The organism is Variovorax sp. H27-G14, assembly GCF_046156345.1.
Classification (GTDB): Bacteria; Pseudomonadota; Gammaproteobacteria; order Burkholderiales; family Burkholderiaceae_C; genus Variovorax.
The window spans coordinates 119,026-132,723 of sequence record NZ_JAYLVN010000017.1; the positions used below are offsets into that span (position 1 = coordinate 119,026).

Below are 13,698 nucleotides of genomic sequence, written 5' to 3' on the forward strand. Positions count from 1 at the left end.
TAATCGCCGCCATGACCGCACGCACGCCCACCACCGCCTACCCGATGACCATCTTCCACAAGCCCAACTGCAGCACGTCGCGCAACGTGCTGGGGCTGATCCGCGAAAGCGGCGTGGAACCGGAGATCGTGCTGTACCTGGAAACGCCACCCTCGAAGACCAGGTTGCGCGAGCTCGCCAAGGCCATGGGCATGACCGCGCGCGAAATGCTGCGCGCCAAGGAAGCGCCGTACGAAGAACTCAAGCTGGCCGATGAGCAGCTGACCGACGACCAGCTGTTCGACGCCATCGTGGCGCACCCGATTCTTTTGCAGCGGCCCATCGTGGTGTCGCCGCGCGGCACGCGTATGTGCCGTCCCTGGGAGCGCGTGCGCGAGATCCTGCCGGCCTGACGCGCCGCCGCTGCCGTAACTCAGGCCGCGGGCTGCTGCGCCAGGCCCCATGCCACGTGTTCGCGCACCAGCTCGCTCGGGTGCATGGCACGGGTGGCCAGCGCTTCAAGCGCGCCGCCCTCCCCCGCCCTTGCCGCATTTCCCAGCGCCACGGCAATGTTGCGCAGCCAGCGCTCATGGCCGATGCGGCGGATCGGGCTGCCTTCGGTGCGGCGCAGAAAGTCTTCTTCGGTCCATGCAAAGAGCTCGGCCAGCGTGCGACCGGTCAGGCCTTCGCGCGCATCGAAGTCGGGCAGCGTGCTCTTCTTGGCGAACTTGTTCCAGGGGCAGATCAGCTGGCAGTCGTCGCAGCCGTAGATGCGGTTGGCCATCAGCGGGCGCAGCTCCGGCGGAATCGGCCCGCCGTGCTCGATGGTCAGGTACGAGATGCAGCGCCGCGCGTCCAGCCGCTGCGGCGCCACGATCGCTTGCGTGGGGCACACGTCGATGCATGCGTTGCAGCTGCCGCAGTGCGCGCTGACCGGGTCGCTGGGCGGCAGCGCCATGTCGACATAGATTTCGCCCAGGAAGAACATCGAGCCCGCGTCGCGGTCCAGCACCAGCGTGTGCTTGCCGCGCCAGCCCTGCCCGCTGCGCGAGGCCAGCTCGGCCTCCAGCACCGGGGCCGAGTCGGTGAAGGCGCGGTGGCCGAAGGGGCCGACCTCTTCGGCGATGCGCTCGGCCAGTTTGGCGAGCCGGCTGCGCAGCACCTTGTGATAGTCCCGCCCCCGCGCATAGACCGACACGATGGCCTCGCCGGGCCGCGCGAGGCGGTCGAACTCAATGGCCTGCCACTCGGGGTCGGTGTCGCGCGGCAGGTAGTTCATGCGCGCGGTGATCACGCTCACCGTGCCCGGCACCAGCTCGGCCGGGCGCGCGCGGCGGGTGCCGTGTGTTGCCATGTATTGCATCTCGCCATGGAACCCATGGGCCAGCCATTGCATCAGACCCGGCTCGGCGCTCGATAAATCGACGCCCGCGATTCCGATTTGGGAGAATCCGAGCTCCCGGGCCAAAGCCTGAATACGAACAACGAGTGGATGGCTGACGATCACTTGCCGATTGTAGAAACGCAAACGAGCACCCGCACCCTGCGCTGGCACAGCGAAGACGACACCGACGCCTTCGCGCGTGCCCTTGCGGGCGCGCCCGCCGTGCGCGACGCCTTCATCGCGCTGCATGGCGACCTGGGCGCGGGCAAGACCACTTTCGTGCGACATCTGCTGCGCGCGCTGGGCATCGCGGGGCGCATCAAGAGCCCCACCTATGCGGTGGTCGAGCCCCACGAGGCGCCCGACGGGCTGCAGATTTTTCACTTCGACTTCTACCGTTTTGCCGACCCGCGCGAATGGGACGACGCCGGTTTCCGCGACATCTTCGCGGCCCCGGGCCTCAAACTCGCCGAGTGGCCGGACAACGCCGCGGGCCGCACCCCACCGGCAGACCTCGCTATTAAAATTGAAGCAATGATTGACGACACACGCAGCGTGACCCTCCTCGCGAACACCCCTCGCGGCCGCGATCTGCTGGCGCGCATCGCCGCATGAAGGCGAGCGGCCTGAAACGGCGCGTGCTGCTGCAGGGCGGCAGCATTGCGCTGCTGCTCGGCGTGCACCAGATTGCGCGCGGCGCCAGCATCCTTGCCGTGCGCGTGTGGCCCGCGGCCGACTACACCCGCGTGACCATCGAGTCCGATGCGCGCCTCAGCTCGCAACAGCTGGTGGTGGGCAGCCCGCCGCGGCTGGCAGTGGACATCGAGGGCATCGACCTCAACCCCGAGCTGCGCGAGCTGGTCGGCAAGATCAAGCCGGGCGACCCGTACATCAACGGCTTGCGCGTGGGGCAGAACGCACCGAAGGTGGTGCGCATCGTGTTCGACCTGAAGCAGGCCGTGGTGCCGCAGGTGTTCTCGCTGGCGCCGGTGGCTGCATACAAGCACCGCCTGGTGCTCGACCTGTACCCCGAGCAGGCCGTCGACCCGATGGAGGCGCTGATTGCCGAGCGCCTGCGCGATGCACCGCGCACGTCTGGCGGCAACACCGGCAGCCCGGCCATCGCGGCCACGGCCCCGCCACCCGGGCCCACCGTGGACGCCCTGGGCGAACTGATGGCGCAGCAATCGATGCGCCCCGGCCCGCCCGCGCCCCCCCCGCCGCTGAGCACCGGCCCCGACCGGGTGCCGCTCGTGATCCCTGCTCCGCCGCCTCCGATGGCGAGCGCGGCGCCCGTCAGGCCAGTGCAGCCAACGCCGCCACCCCCGCCCCAGACGCGCGGCGCCAGCGGCACTGCCACCGCCAACCGCACCGACCGCATCATCATCGTGGCGCTCGACCCCGGCCATGGCGGCGAAGACCCCGGCGCCACCGGCCCGAGCGGCACGCGCGAAAAAGACATCGTGCTGCAGGTGGCGTTCAGGCTGCGCGACCGCATCAACGCGGGCAGCGTCAACGGCAACCCGATGCGCGCATTTCTCACGCGCGACGCCGACTTCTTCGTGCCGCTGGGCGTGCGCGTACAGAAGGCCCGCCGCGTGCAGGCCGACCTGTTCGTGAGCATCCATGCCGACGCCTTCACCACGCCCGCCGCGCGCGGCGCCAGCGTGTTCGCGCTGAGCCAGAGCGGCGCCTCCAGCAGCGCGGCGCGCTGGATGGCCAACAAGGAAAACGACGCCGACAAGGTGGGCGGCGTGAACGTGGGCGGCCACGAGGCACAGGTGCAGCGCGCGCTGCTCGACATGAGCACCACCGCGCAGATCAACGACAGCCTGAAGCTGGGCGGCGCGATGCTTGGCGAAATCAAGGGCATTGGCGCACGGCTGCACAAGGGCGAGGTCGAGCAGGCCGGCTTCGCGGTGCTGAAGGCGCCGGACATTCCCAGCGTGCTGGTGGAGACCGCCTTCATCAGCAACCCGGAAGAAGAAGCCAACCTGCGCCGCGTCGACTATCAAGAGAACCTGGCCGATGCGCTGATGCGCGGCATTCAGCGCTACTTTGCGCAGAACCCGCCGCTCGCGCGCAGCCGCCAGCTTTGAGCTGCTGATTCAGCGCTTCCGAGCCGTTGAGCGAGCCCCGGGCCCCCTGCTGTCCCACGCAGGGCGGCCCGCCAGACCGCACAGGCAGGCGCGGCTGGCTCCTACACCGCGTGCACGGCACTTTTGCCCATGATTGATCCATCATTCCTCGAAAGGTGGACCTCATGAACACACGTCTCTGGATCGCTGCAGCTGCAGCCACTTCGGTCATGGCAATCGCAGGCTGCGCAAGCGGCCCGAACCAGAACCTCGGCACCGGGGTGGGTGCGGTCGGCGGTGCGCTGGTGGGCAATGCCCTGGGCGGCAACACCGCTGCCACCGTGGGTGGCGCTGCCATCGGCGGCATCATCGGCAACCAGGTCGGTCGCAATGCGGATGAACGCAACTACAACCGCCAGAACTATCCGCAAGGCAGCGGCTACTACCCGAGCAACGGCCCGAACTACTGATCGTCGTTGGGCCTGAAATAAAAAAACGCGCCGTTGGCGCGTTTTTTTCTTGGGGAAACGCCGGTCAGGCCTGCGCCGCGCGCGCTTTCTCGGCCTTCGATGCGCGCCACGCGCCAAAGATGGCCAACAAGCCCGGCACGAAGATCAGCGCCCAGATGATTTTGTCCAGGTGCTGGCGCACCAACGGCAGGTTGCCGAAGAAGTAGCCGGCCGTGGCAATGCCCAGCACCCAGATGAGCGCACCCACCACATTGAACATGGTGAACTTCGTGCGGCTCATCTCGGCCACGCCGGCCACGAAAGGCGCGAAGGTGCGAATGAACGGCATGAAGCGCGCCAGGATGATGGTGATGCCGCCGTAACGCTCGTAGAAACCGTGGGCCTGGTCGAAGGCCTTGCGGTTGAAGAAACGCGAGCTTTCCCACTTGAACACCTTGGGCCCGAAGTAGCGCCCGATCGAGTAGTTGCACTGATCGCCCAGAATGGCCGCCGCAATCAGGATGCCGCAGGCCAGCGGGAAGTTCATGAGCCCCGCGCCGCAGAGCGCGCCCACAATGAAAAGCAGCGAGTCGCCCGGCAGAAAGGGCATGACCACCGCGCCGGTCTCCACGAAGACGATGAGAAACAACAGCGCATAGACCCAGGGGCCGTAGGCAATGACGAATTGCTCGAGGTGTTTGTCGACGTGAAGAATGAAGTCGACGAGAAAGCTGATGATTTCCATGGGCGCGGATTATCCTTGTTGAAGTCGAACGCTCCCTGAATCTCCCCATGCTGCATCTTGTGCGAGCACCCGCCGCCAGGCCGGCGGGCACGCTGACCGGCGCGGTCGAGCACTTGCAGTCCTGAACCTCACCCCCCATGGAGAACCCACGATGACAGGTCAACACATCCAGATTTCAGCCGCCGACAACAGCGGCACTTTTCGCGGCTACCTCGCCTTGCCCGAAGGCGGCAGCGGCCCCGGGCTGGTGATTGCGCAAGAGATCTTCGGCGTGAACCACACCATGCGCGAGGTCGCCGACTACTACGCCGAAGAAGGCTACGTGGTGCTGGTGCCCGACCTGTTCTGGCGCCAGGAGCCCGATGTGGAGCTTGGCTACAGCGAAGCCGACTGGCAACGTGCCTTTGCGCTCTACGGCGGCTTCGACGAAGCCAAAGGCATGCAGGACATGCAAAGCGCCATCGACGTGCTGCGTGCCAGGGCCGAGGTGCCTGAGAAAAAAGTCGGTGTGCTGGGCTTCTGCCTGGGCGGCAAGCTGGCGTATCTCGCGGCCTGCCGCACCGACGCCGACGCAGTGGTCGGCTACTACGGCGTGGGCATCGACGCTGCGCTGAATGAGGCGGACAAGATCAAGTGCCCAATGACCCTGCACATCGCCGAGCTCGACAAGTTCTGCCCACCCGAGGCACGCGACCGCATCGTCGCCACGTTGAAGGGCCGCCCCGGTGTTTCTCTGTACGTCTACCCTGGCATGGACCACGCCTTTGCGCGCACGGGTGGCGAGCATTTCCACAAGCCCTCTGCGCTGATGGCGCACGAGCGCAGCATCGCCACGCTGAAAGGCGCCATCGGCCCGCACTACGACCTCTCCGCGCTGTGGGACAAGCACTGCGAGTACGAGTTCGGCACCCGCAACGTGGACGACACCATGGGCACGATGGTGGCCCAGCCCTACGTCAACCACATCCCGACCATGACCGGCGGCGTGGGCTACAAGGACCTGCACGCGTTCTATACGAACCACTTCGTCAACAGCAACCCGCCAGACACCTCGCTGGTGCCTATCTCGCGCACGGTGGGTGCAACGCAGGTGGTCGACGAGATGCTGTTCACGTTCACCCACACGACCGAGATTCCGTGGATGCTGCCGGGCGTGGCACCCACGGGCAAGCGCGTGGAAATCCCTTTGCTGGCGGTCATCAAGTTCCGTGGCGACAAGCTCTACCACGAGCACATCTACTGGGACCAGGCCAGCGTGCTGGTTCAGGTGGGCCTGCTCGATGCAGCGCTGCTGCCGGTCGCGGGCATCGAGACAGCGCGCAAGCTGCTCGACGAGACGCTGCCGTCCAACACCCTGCTGACGCGCTGAAAAACACCCCGCTTTTAGAATGCCCCGGTGAGCGCCCTCCCCACTTCCAACCTCCTCGTTCCCGCCCGCCGCCCCATTCGCGAACTCCCCGACGAGCTGATCAGCCAGATCGCCGCCGGTGAAGTGGTCGAGCGCCCTGCCTCCGTGGTGCGCGAGCTGCTGGACAACGCGCTCGACGCGGGCGCGAGCCACATCACGCTGCGGCTGGCCTCGGGCGGCGTGCGGCTGATTTCGGTGGAAGACGACGGCCTGGGCATTCCGCGCGAAGAGCTCACGGTGGCGCTGCGCCGCCATGCCACCAGCAAGATCGCGAGCCTGAACGACCTGGAAACGGTAGACACCATGGGCTTTCGCGGCGAGGCGCTGGCGGCGATCAACGCGATTGCCGAGCTCAGCCTTCTGTCGCGCTTCACCGGCGCGGACACCGCCTTTTCTCTCGACGGCCGCACCGGCGAATTGCGTCCGGTGGCCCGCGCCACCGGCACCACGGTCGAGGTGCGCGAGCTGTTCTTCGCAACCCCCGCGCGCCGCAAGTTTTTGAAGACCGATGCCACCGAGCTGGCCCACTGCATCGAGGCGGTGCGCAGGCATGCATTGGCCAGGCCCGAGGTGGGCTTTTCGGTGTGGCACGACGGCAAGCTGGTCGAGCAGTGGCGCGCCGCCACCACGCGCGAGCAGCGCTTGGCCGACGCGCTGAGCGAAGACTTCGTCACGCAGAGCGTGGCCGTCGACCGCACCGGCGGCCCGGTGCGCGTGGTGGGCCGCGCAGGCATTCCCGATGCGGCGCGCTCGCGCGGCGACCAGCAGTTCTTCTACGTGAACGGCCGTTTCGTGCGCGACAAGGTGCTGTCGCATGCCGTGCGCAGCGCCTATGAAGACGTGCTGCACGGCCAGCGCCAGCCCATCTATGCGCTGTACCTGGAGATCGACCCCGCGCGCGTGGATGTGAACGTGCATCCGACCAAGATCGAGGTGCGCTTTCGCGACGGGCGCGGGATTCACCAGGCGGTGCGCCACGCCATCGAGGACGCGCTGGCGGCCCCGCGCGCCGGCGACGCCGTGGTGCCGGCCGCCCCGCAGCAATCGTTCTTCAAGCCCACGCCGCTGCCGTCGAACGCCGGCTGGGCGCAGCCGGCCATCAACTTTGCGATGCGCGAGCAAGGTGCACGAGGCGAAGGCGACTTCGAGGCGATGTGGCCCCAGCACACCGCACAGACCCCACACACCGCAAACGAGCCGGCTCCCGCGCCGTGGCTGCAGGCCGACACGGCGCAGGGCACCTTCCGCCCGCCAGTCAACCCTGGCGGCGCAGGCACCCCGGCCCCTTTCGCCACCAACGAACAAGCCTGGCCCCTGGGCCGCGCCCTGGCGCAGTTGCAAGGCATCTACATCCTGGCCGAGAACAGCCAGGGGCTGGTGATCGTCGACATGCACGCGGCGCACGAGCGCATCGTCTACGAGCGGCTGAAGACGCAGCTCGACGGCGCCGCCATCAGCAGCCAGCCGCTGCTGATTCCGGCCACCTTCGCGGCCACGCCGCAGGAAGTGGCCACGGCCGAAGCCTGCGCGGCGGTGCTGCCGACGCTGGGCCTGGAGATCACGCCGTTTTCGCCGCGCACGCTTGCGGTGCGCGCCGTGCCCGGCACGCTGGCCGATGGCGACCCGGTGGAGCTGGCGCGCAGCGTGCTTGCCGAGCTGGCCCAGCACGACGCCAGCACCGTGGTGCAGCGGGCGCAGAACGAATTGCTCTCCACCATGGCCTGTCATGGTGCGGTGCGGGCCAACCGCAAGCTCACCATCGACGAGATGAACGCACTGTTACGCCAAATGGAAGCAACAGAACGTTCGGACCAGTGCAACCACGGCCGCCCCACTTGGCGCCAGCTGTCGATTCGCGAGCTCGATTCGCTGTTCATGCGCGGCCGATAAGGCCCAAACCGCCGGTTTCAGGCGGCTTGGAGCGTTTCGGCCAGCGCGTGCCGAGGGTTTTCCGCAAGCCAAACCCCGTCATCGGGATGGCGGGCACGCACGTTGCATAGGTTCACAAAGCGCCGTTGAGCGTTGTTTACGGTGGTTACCAAAGTGCAATGTCGGCGCACGGCGGTCAGAGCAGGTGAACTTTCAGGCCGACTTCGCTGTCCCTCACACCCATGATGAAACGCTGGACCCTCTTCGCGTCTGCCTTCTCGCTCTGTGCCTTGCTGGCAGCGGGTTGCTCGTCGTTCGACCAACAGCAACGGGAATGGATCTTCCAACCCAGCGACCGCAGCTGGGGCAACACCGCGTCGATGGCGCAGGGCATGGAAGACGTGTGGATCGACTTTCAGTCCTCCCTGACCGGTGAGCCGGCCCGCCTGCACGGCCTGTGGCTGGGCGGCGCGCCCGAAACCACCGACACCCCCGTGCTGCTGTACCTGCACGGTGCGCGCTACAACGTGGCCGGCTCGGCGCCACGCATCCAGCGCATGCACGAGTTGGGCTTTTCGGTGCTGGCCATCGACTATCGCGGTTTCGGGAAGAGCTCCGCCGGCCTGCCTTCTGAAGAGTCCGCCCGCGAGGACGCACGCGCTGCCTGGACCTGGCTGGCCGCGCGCCACCCCAAGCAGCACCGCTACATCTTCGGCCACTCGCTGGGCGGCGCCATCGGCATCGACCTGGCGGCACATGTGAACGACGAGAGCGGCACCATCGTGGAGAGCACCTTCACCTCCATCGCCGACGTGGTCGGCAGCTTCAAGTGGGGCTGGCTGCCCTTTCGCCCCTTCATCACGCAGCGCTTCGATGCGATCGACAAGGTCAAGGACATCGGCGCGCCGCTGCTCGTGGTGCACGGCACGGCCGACAGCCTGATCAACCCCACGCTGGGCCGCAAGCTGTATGACGCGGCCACGGTGCCCAAGCTGTTCGTGCTGGTCGAGGGCGGCTCGCACCACAACACCAACTCGGTCGGCGAGACCCAGTACCGCGCAGCGCTCACGCAGCTGTTTCGCATGAAGCCGGAAAACATGGTCGCCAGCAACGCAGGCACCCCGCGGCCAACGCCAAAGCTGGCGCCACCCGCCGCTGCCAAACCGGTGCAGCAGGACGTGAGCGGCAAGGCGCAGGCGACGGTGGTGCCCGCGGCCATCTGATCTGACGCCGCGGTCGGCAGCGCAGTCGGCCGCCCTCCCCGCCGGCCAAGACCTGTCGCCCGGACGGGCACGCGCCATTTGCTACCCTCGGCGCACCATGTCTCCCAGCTTCGTTGCGGCCGCCGATGCCGCCCCTCCGGCCCCGGCCGCCCTTTCTTCCGCTCCCCCCCGCTATGTCGCGCTCGCCGGCCCCACCGCCTGCGGCAAGACCGCCGCCGCGCTCGCGCTGGCGCGCCTGCAGCCCGTGGAGATCATTTCGGTCGACTCGGCCCTGGTCTACCGCGGCATGAACATCGGCACCGCCAAGCCCACCGCCGCCGAGCAGGCCGCCGTGCCGCACCACCTCATCGACATCCTCGATGCGCGCGAGAGCTACAGCGCCGCCGCCTTCGTGGCCGACGCCACGCGGCTCATCGGCGAGATCCGCGCGCGCGGCGCGCTGCCGCTGCTGGTGGGCGGCACCATGCTGTATTTCAAGGCGCTGTTCGACGGCATCGACGCCATGCCACCGGCCGATGCCGCCGTGCGCGCGCGCATCGACGCCGATGCCGCCGCGCACGGCTGGCCCACGATGCATGCGCGGCTGGCGCAGGTCGACCCGGTAACGGCCGCGCGGCTCGCGCCGCAGGACAGCCAGCGCATACAGCGCGCGCTGGAGGTGTGGGCCACCAGCGGCAAGCCGCTGTCGAGCTTTCATGCGAGCGACAACAAGACGGCGCAGCCGGTGGAAGGCGGCGTGCTGTTCTCGCTGGAGCCCGACGACCGCGCCTGGCTGCACGGGCGCATCGCCGAGCGCTTCGACACCATGCTGGCCGACGGCTTTTTAGACGAAGTGCGTGCGCTGCGCGCGCGCGGCGACCTGTCGACCGATCTGCCCTCGATGCGCTGCGTCGGCTACCGCCAGGCCTGGGACATGCTGGACGCCTGCGCCGACGCGGCTCCCGATGCCCGCGCCATGGCCGAGCTGCGCGAACGCGGCATCGCCGCCACGCGGCAACTTGCCAAGCGCCAGGTCACCTGGCTGCGCAGCATGCCGCAACGCACCGTGATCGCCTGCGACGCGCCCGACGCGGTGCAGACCGCCGTTCAACGCATGGCCCACGCCATTCAAGCAACCTGAGCAACCCACCCCGGATGACGCTGCGCATTACCAACCTCGGCAAGCACTACGCTGAATCGCCGGTCTTCGAGAACGTGACGCTCAGCGTCGAGCCCGGCGAGTTCGTCGCCATCGTGGGGGAGTCGGGCGTGGGCAAGTCGACCCTGCTCAACTGCATGGCCGGACTGGACAGCTGGGACCAGGGCACGGTGACGCACGACGGCACCGACATCGGCGCGCTGGGCGGCGAAGCCTGCGCGCTGTGGCGCCGCCGCCATGTGGGCTTCGTGTTTCAGGCCTTCCACGTGCTGCCGCACCTGGACGTGGCGCAGAACGTGGCGCTGCCGCTGATGCTGCTGGGCCAGCAAGACGATGCTCGCGTGGCGAAGATGCTCGATGCCGTGGGCCTGTCCGGCATGGGCGCGCGGCTGCCGCAAACGCTGTCGGGCGGTCAGCTGCAGCGCGTGGCCATTGCGCGTGCGCTGGTGCACCGCCCCGCCCTGCTGCTGGCCGACGAGCCCACGGGCAACCTCGACCCGACGACCGCCGCCAAGGTGATGGACCTGCTGATCGGCCAGACGCGCGAGCACGGTGCGTCGCTGGTGCTGGTGACGCACTCCGAAAGCGCGGCAGCCCGCGCGGACCGCCTGCTGCACCTCACAGCCAGCGGCATCCGCGCCTGATACCAAATTGCTTTGGAAAACGAAAAACCGTTCACGCTGAGCTTGTCGAAGCGCCGCGCACGGTTCTCGAGAAGCGAACGCAACTTGGTAGGCGTGCTGCCTACTGAGGTGCGATCAGCGACGCGAAACGCGACAGGTCGACGTTGCCGCCGCTGATCACGATGCCCACGCGCCGGCCTTCAATGGCCTTGGCCGCCGCAATGGCGCCCGCGAACGCAAGGCAGCCGGTCGGCTCCACCACCATCTTCATGCGCTCGGCAAAGAAGCGCATGGCCTCGACAAGCTGATCGTCGGTCACCGTGAAGATGTCGTCCACGTCGCGCTGGATGATGCCGAAGGTGTACTCGCCCAGGTACTGCGTCTGCGCGCCGTCGGCAATGGTCTTGGGCGTGGCGATGTGCACGATCTTTCCGGCGCGCAACGACTGCTGGCCGTCGTTGCCCGCTTCCGGCTCCACGCCGTAGACCTTGCATTGCGGCGACAGCGCGCGCGCCGACAGCGCCGAGCCCGACAGCAGCCCACCGCCGCCCAGGCACACGAACAGGTGGTCGAGCGGGCCGGTTTCCTCGATCAGCTCCTTCACCGCGGTGCCCTGGCCGGTGAGCACGTCGGGGTGGTCGTAGGGCGGAATCATGGTCATGCCACGCTCCTGCGCGAGCCGCCTGGTGAGCGCCTCGCGGTCTTCGGTGAAGCGGTCGTACATCACCACTTCGGCGCCGTAGCCCTTGGTGGCGGCCACCTTGGCGGCGGGCGCGTCGTTGGGCATGACGATGACGGCCGGCATCGACAGCAGGCGCGCCGACAGCGCAATGGCCTGCGCATGGTTGCCTGACGAGAACGCGATGACGCCGCCCTTGCGCTGCGCGGCGTCGAACTTCGACAGCGCATTGAACGCGCCGCGAAACTTGAATGCGCCCATGCGCTGGAAGTTCTCGCACTTGAAGAAGAACTCCGCGCCCCAGCGCGCATCGGCGGTGGTCGAGCGCAGCACGGGCGTGCGGTGGGCATGGCCCTGGAGCCGCGCGGCCGCGGCAATGACGTCGTCGTAAGTAGGTAGTTGCATGCGCCGAGCTTAGCGGCGGGTAGCATTTTTTTGCAGCGCCGATGGGTAAAAACCCGAGATGCGCGGCGCGCCGAATCTTCGTACTCTGTATACAGAGTTCAAAAGAAAGCCGCCATGCCCGCCCAGCTTCTCAGCATCGAAGTCGCCCCCGACCTGGTCGACCAGGTCTACCGCGCGCTGCTCGGCGCCATCAGCAGCGGCACGCTGGCGCCGGGCGAGCGCCTGATGCAGGAAGACATTGCGCAGCGGCTGTCGGTGTCGCGCCAGCCGGTGCTGCAGGCCCTGCGGCTGCTGAAGAAAGACGGCTTCGTGCGCGACGCACCCGGCCGCGGCGTGCTGGTGGCGCCGCTGGAGGCCGAGGCGATGCGCAAGGTCTACCAGGTGCGCGGCGCGCTCGACGTGCTGGCCGCGCGGCTGGCGGCGCAGCAGCGCTTTCGCATAGATCCCAAGCTCATCGAGCGCGGAAGGCGCGCGGCCCGCGGGCGCAACGTGGAGGCCATGCTGGACGCCGATGTGGCCTTTCACCAGGCCATCTACGAAGCATCAGGCAACCCGCTGATCGGCCAGAGCGCCGCGCCGCACTGGCGCCACCTGCGCCGCGCGATGGGCGCGGTGCTGCAGGCCGAGCCCCAGCGCGAATCGCTGTGGGACGAGCACGAAGCCATTGCGCAAGCGATTGCGGCCGGTCACGTGGAACGCGCCGCGCGCCTCAGCGAAGAACACGTCTCGCAGGCCAGCGAGGCACTGAGCGAGCGGCTCGCGCAGCAACTGGCGCGCACCACAGCCACAACCCCGCCAACCACACCGCAAACCACCCCGCGAAAAAAAGGAGACAAGGCATGAAGCTGACCCCCGAGCAACGCGCGCAGTTCGAGCGCGACGGCTACCTGTTCTTCCCCGGCCACTTCTCGCCCGAGGAAACAAAAACGCTGACCGACGCGGTGCCCGCGCTGTACGGCAAGCGCGAGGCCTTCAACGTGCGCGAGAAAGGCTCCGACGCCGTGCGCACCAACTTTGCGGCGCACCTCATCAGCGAGCCCTTTGCGCGGCTGGCGCGGCACCCGCGCATGGTGGGCCCGGTGATGGACCTGTTCGAGGAAGCGGTCTACATGCACCAGTTCAAGATCAACGGAAAGATGGCCTTCGAAGGCCAGGTGTGGCAGTGGCACCAGGACTACGGCACCTGGCTCAACGACGACCTGATGCCCACCGAGCGCGCGATGAACGTCGCTATTTTTCTGGACGACGTGACCGAGCACAACGGCCCGCTCATGTTCATTCCGGGCAGCCACCGCAAGGGCGTGGTTGATGCCAGGCACGACCTCACCACCACCAGCTATCCGCTGTGGACGGTCGACAACGAGCTCATCGGTCAGCTGGTGGAGCGCGCCGGCGGCAAAGAAGGCGGCATCGTCTCGCCCAAGGGGCCGGCCGGCTCGATGATCCTGTTCCACAGTTGCCTGGTGCATGCGTCGGGCAGCAACCTGTCGCCGTTCAACCGGGTGGCGGTGTACCTCAGCTTGTGCGCGGTCAGCAACCACATTCGGCGCCACAAGCGGCCCGAGTTCATCGCGCACAGAAACTTCGCGCCCATCGAGATGCTGCCCGACGACTGCCTGCTGAAGCCCTACCCCGTGGACGTGCCGTGGAAAAACGGCCTGCCCGACAGCGCCCTGCAGACCTCGCTCGATGTGATCGAACCCGTGGAGGCCTGACCA

General features: G+C 67.7%; 14 protein-coding genes. 11 read left to right on the forward strand and 3 right to left on the reverse strand.

Annotated features, from left to right (window positions below; translation table 11 throughout):
• The first annotated feature begins 11 nt into the window (after window positions 1–11).
• Entirely contained in the window at window positions 12–392 is a 381-nt protein-coding gene (gene arsC, locus VLK31_RS28550) for an arsenate reductase (glutaredoxin) (RefSeq protein ID WP_409171852.1), read from the forward strand.
• Between the two features lie 20 nt (window positions 393–412).
• Here the strand turns inward: arsC and queG are convergent, their stop codons facing one another.
• Window positions 413–1,486, reverse strand: a complete 1,074-nt coding sequence (gene queG, locus VLK31_RS28555) for a tRNA epoxyqueuosine(34) reductase QueG (protein ID WP_409171853.1) — start codon at window positions 1,484–1,486, stop codon at window positions 413–415.
• Here queG and tsaE point away from each other — a divergent pair.
• The 3 genes from tsaE to VLK31_RS28570 all read left to right on the forward strand — a co-directional run bounded on the left by tsaE (window position 1,472) and on the right by VLK31_RS28570 (window position 3,911).
• Entirely contained in the window at window positions 1,472–1,978 is a 507-nt protein-coding gene (gene tsaE, locus VLK31_RS28560; RefSeq protein WP_409171854.1) for a tRNA (adenosine(37)-N6)-threonylcarbamoyltransferase complex ATPase subunit type 1 TsaE, read from the forward strand. The genes queG and tsaE overlap by 15 nt on opposite strands.
• Window positions 1,975–3,462, forward strand: a complete 1,488-nt coding sequence (locus VLK31_RS28565; protein ID WP_409171855.1) for an N-acetylmuramoyl-L-alanine amidase — start codon at window positions 1,975–1,977, stop codon at window positions 3,460–3,462. Before tsaE ends, VLK31_RS28565 begins: the two co-directional genes overlap by 4 nt.
• Before the next feature lie 164 nt (window positions 3,463–3,626).
• The gene (locus tag VLK31_RS28570; protein ID WP_409171856.1) at window positions 3,627–3,911 is read left to right on the forward strand and encodes a glycine zipper domain-containing protein; all 285 of its coding nucleotides are present in this window, start codon (window positions 3,627–3,629) and stop codon (window positions 3,909–3,911) included.
• A 64-nt stretch (window positions 3,912–3,975) separates the two neighbouring features.
• Here VLK31_RS28570 and VLK31_RS28575 read toward each other — a convergent pair whose 3' ends face one another.
• Window positions 3,976–4,635, reverse strand: coding sequence for a DedA family protein (locus VLK31_RS28575; protein WP_409171857.1), 660 nt, complete (start codon window positions 4,633–4,635; stop codon window positions 3,976–3,978).
• A 151-nt stretch (window positions 4,636–4,786) separates the two neighbouring features.
• On the opposite strand from VLK31_RS28575, the gene VLK31_RS28580 reads away from it, so the two are divergent.
• The 5 genes from VLK31_RS28580 to VLK31_RS28600 all read left to right on the forward strand — a co-directional run bounded on the left by VLK31_RS28580 (window position 4,787) and on the right by VLK31_RS28600 (window position 10,917).
• Window positions 4,787–6,004 carry a dienelactone hydrolase family protein gene (locus VLK31_RS28580; protein WP_409171858.1) on the forward strand — a complete coding sequence of 406 codons (1,218 nt, stop codon included), beginning with the start codon at window positions 4,787–4,789 and terminating at the stop codon, window positions 6,002–6,004.
• Window positions 6,005–6,031: 27 nt separating this feature from the next.
• Complete coding sequence (gene mutL / locus VLK31_RS28585) at window positions 6,032–7,933, forward strand: DNA mismatch repair endonuclease MutL (protein ID WP_409171859.1); 1,902 nt, start codon at window positions 6,032–6,034, stop codon at window positions 7,931–7,933.
• A gap of 221 nt (window positions 7,934–8,154) precedes the next feature.
• Window positions 8,155–9,135 carry an alpha/beta hydrolase gene (locus VLK31_RS28590; RefSeq protein ID WP_409171860.1) on the forward strand — a complete coding sequence of 327 codons (981 nt, stop codon included), beginning with the start codon at window positions 8,155–8,157 and terminating at the stop codon, window positions 9,133–9,135.
• Between the two features lie 97 nt (window positions 9,136–9,232).
• Window positions 9,233–10,255 carry a tRNA (adenosine(37)-N6)-dimethylallyltransferase MiaA gene (gene miaA, locus VLK31_RS28595; RefSeq protein ID WP_409171861.1) on the forward strand — a complete coding sequence of 341 codons (1,023 nt, stop codon included), beginning with the start codon at window positions 9,233–9,235 and terminating at the stop codon, window positions 10,253–10,255.
• Window positions 10,256–10,269: 14 nt separating this feature from the next.
• Window positions 10,270–10,917, forward strand: a complete 648-nt coding sequence (locus VLK31_RS28600) for an ABC transporter ATP-binding protein (RefSeq protein WP_409171862.1) — start codon at window positions 10,270–10,272, stop codon at window positions 10,915–10,917.
• Between the two features lie 100 nt (window positions 10,918–11,017).
• Here the strand turns inward: VLK31_RS28600 and VLK31_RS28605 are convergent, their stop codons facing one another.
• Window positions 11,018–11,980, reverse strand: a complete 963-nt coding sequence (locus VLK31_RS28605; protein WP_409171863.1) for a threo-3-hydroxy-L-aspartate ammonia-lyase — start codon at window positions 11,978–11,980, stop codon at window positions 11,018–11,020.
• Window positions 11,981–12,094: 114 nt separating this feature from the next.
• Between VLK31_RS28605 and VLK31_RS28610 the strand changes: the two genes are divergently transcribed.
• Together VLK31_RS28610 and VLK31_RS28615 are read left to right on the forward strand one after the other, a co-directional pair.
• The gene (locus tag VLK31_RS28610) at window positions 12,095–12,823 is read left to right on the forward strand and encodes a GntR family transcriptional regulator (protein WP_409171864.1); all 729 of its coding nucleotides are present in this window, start codon (window positions 12,095–12,097) and stop codon (window positions 12,821–12,823) included.
• Window positions 12,820–13,695: a phytanoyl-CoA dioxygenase family protein gene (locus tag VLK31_RS28615; protein ID WP_409171865.1), complete on the forward strand. Its 876-nt coding sequence runs from the start codon at window positions 12,820–12,822 to the stop codon at window positions 13,693–13,695. Before VLK31_RS28610 ends, VLK31_RS28615 begins: the two co-directional genes overlap by 4 nt.
• Window positions 13,696–13,698 lie beyond the last annotated feature (3 nt).